The sequence below is a fragment of the Methylorubrum podarium genome (assembly GCF_022179745.1).
Lineage (GTDB): Bacteria > Pseudomonadota > Alphaproteobacteria > Rhizobiales > Beijerinckiaceae > Methylobacterium > Methylobacterium podarium.
Genome location: NZ_BPRD01000532.1, coordinates 1 through 2,157 on the forward strand (window position 1 = coordinate 1; position 2,157 = coordinate 2,157).

Here is a 2,157-nt window from a genome sequence, read left to right on the forward strand (position 1 = left end):
CGCGACCTGATCGGCGGCGAGGTCTTCATCAACTTCCTCGTCGGGCGCTACCACCGTCCGGTGGAGGAGGAGCGCATCTTCCTGTTCCTCGACGTCGTAGGCTCCACCGCCTTCGCCGAGACGCACGGCGACCTGCGGGCGCAGGAATATCTCAGCGCCGTCTTCGCCACCCTCGCGGAGCCGGTTCGCCGGTTCTACGGCTCGACCGACGACTATATCGGCGACCTCGCCATGATCACCTGGCCGATGGCCCGCGGGCTGAAGGACGCGCGCTGCGTCGAGTGCCTGTTCGCCGTGCGCGAGCGGATCGAGGCGGAGGCCGAGGCGTGGGAGGCGCGCTTCGGCACCGTTCCGCGGCTGCGGGCGGGCCTGCATGGCGGCCGGGTGATCACGGCCGAAGTCGGCGTGGACCGGCACAAGATCGCCTATTTCGGCGACGCGGTAAACGTGGTCGCCCGGGTCGAGGCCCTGTGCCGCCCGCTCGGCGTCGACACGCTGATCTCCGAGGATCTGCTGAAGCGGCTGCCGCGCCTGCCCGAGGGTGTCGTCGCGCGGCCGCTCGGAACCCATTCCCTGCGCGGGCGCGGCCAGCCCTTGTCCGTGGCGACCCTCGAACGCGGCGGAATGCCGACGCTCAGCGGGACGACGGCGCCGCGGATCGCCGCCGCGCCGTGAGGCCAGTTGGTCAGCCGGCGCGCAACAGCAGCAGAATCGCGGCGACCGTCATGACGGCGATCGTCGCGATGATGCCGCCGCCGCGGCAGGCGAACTGACGCGGCGAGTTCGGCGGCGCGAACATCCCGATCGGGTGCAGGATGCGCGCGATCACCAGCACGATCAGCAGGCCCTGGACCCAGGCATGGGCGCCGCCGCCCGCCTCGTAGAGCGCGATCAGCAGCAGGGTCAGCGGCACGTATTCCTGGAAGTTGGCGTGCGTGCGGATGCGGCGCTGGAGAGCATCCTGCCCGCCGTCGCCGAACAGGACATGGCCGGTGACGCGACCGCCGATCACCCAGCCGGACAGGCCGGCATAGATCAGGCCCAGGATCGCCGCGTAGAAGGCCGTGGTGGTCGGGAAGGTCACAGCGCGAAACCTCGGATCGGATGGGCGAACCGCCGGGGCGGCGGATGTCGTGTGCGCTTCGCAAGATAGGATTATCCGCGCCGTCGTCCGCCCGTCGCCGCGATCACGAAGGCGTATCCGTCCGGCGACGATCGCGGATCGACGAGGGCGCCGGCCGAATGACAGTCGGCGCTCTACCGAAAGGCGTTGTCAGCTCACGGCAACGTTCGATGCGCTAGAGTGCCGTCCAACGGCTCGGCCCGGCGGTGGAGCGAGGCCGGACGCGGGAATGGATTCCGGGGGGATGTCGGTGGGCGGCAAGCTGATCGCGGTGGCGAACATGAAGGGCGGGGTCGGCAAGACCACCACCGTGGTCATGCTCGCCGAGGCGCTGGCCGCCGACGGGGCGCGGGTGCTGGTGATCGATCTCGATCCGCAGGCGAGCGTGTCGGTCTGCCTCGCGGGCGACGAGCTGCTCGGCGAGATGATCGTCCGCGGGCGCACGCTCGAAGCCTATCTCGCCCTCAAGCTCATCACCCGGCACAAGCCGGACCTCTCCGCCCGCATCCAGCCCGGCGTCAGCCTGACCATCCACAAGAACGCCCCGCTCTCGCTCTCGCTGCTGCCGTCCGGCCCGCATCTGCGGCTCGTGGAGCGGGAGATCCTGTACGAACTGACCGAGCGGAAATTCTCGATGCACGCCATCGACGAGAAGCTGTGGTCGATCTTCCAGGAGGATTTCGCCCCGCTGGCCGAGAAGTACGACTACATCTTCTTCGATTGCGCGCCGGGCATCTCGCCGATGACCGAGGTGGCCGTGCGGGCCGCCGACCTCGTCCTCGTCACCTCGATCCCCGACTTCCTCTCGACCTACGGTCTGAACGCCTTCGTCGAGACGATCTGGCGGCGTTCGAACCGGCAGGCGAGCCACATCGTGCCGAGGAGCGCGCCGCACGTTCTCGTCACCCGCTTCCAGGCCCAGGTGCGCCAGCACCAGCGGACCCTGGCCCGGCTCCAGGCGGAGGCGAGGGCCGAGGATGCCGGCTTCCACCTGCTCGAAACCCGTATCCCGCAGGCGGCGGCGCTCGCCGACG

3 protein-coding genes are annotated in these 2,157 nt (G+C 69.7%); 2 read left to right on the forward strand and 1 reads right to left on the reverse strand.

The annotated features are described in order from the left end of the window. Positions 1–675: adenylate/guanylate cyclase domain-containing protein (locus MFF42_RS22860; protein WP_238257996.1), on the forward strand; the 675-nt coding region annotated here is incomplete at its 5' end. Between the two features lie 10 nt (positions 676–685). Here MFF42_RS22860 and MFF42_RS22865 read toward each other — a convergent pair. Further along, entirely contained in the window at positions 686–1,084 is a 399-nt protein-coding gene (locus MFF42_RS22865) for an MAPEG family protein (protein WP_238257998.1), read from the reverse strand. A 283-nt stretch (positions 1,085–1,367) separates the two neighbouring features. On the opposite strand from MFF42_RS22865, the gene MFF42_RS22870 reads away from it, so the two are divergent. Next, positions 1,368–2,157: ParA family protein (locus MFF42_RS22870; protein WP_306423556.1), on the forward strand; the 790-nt coding region annotated here is incomplete at its 3' end.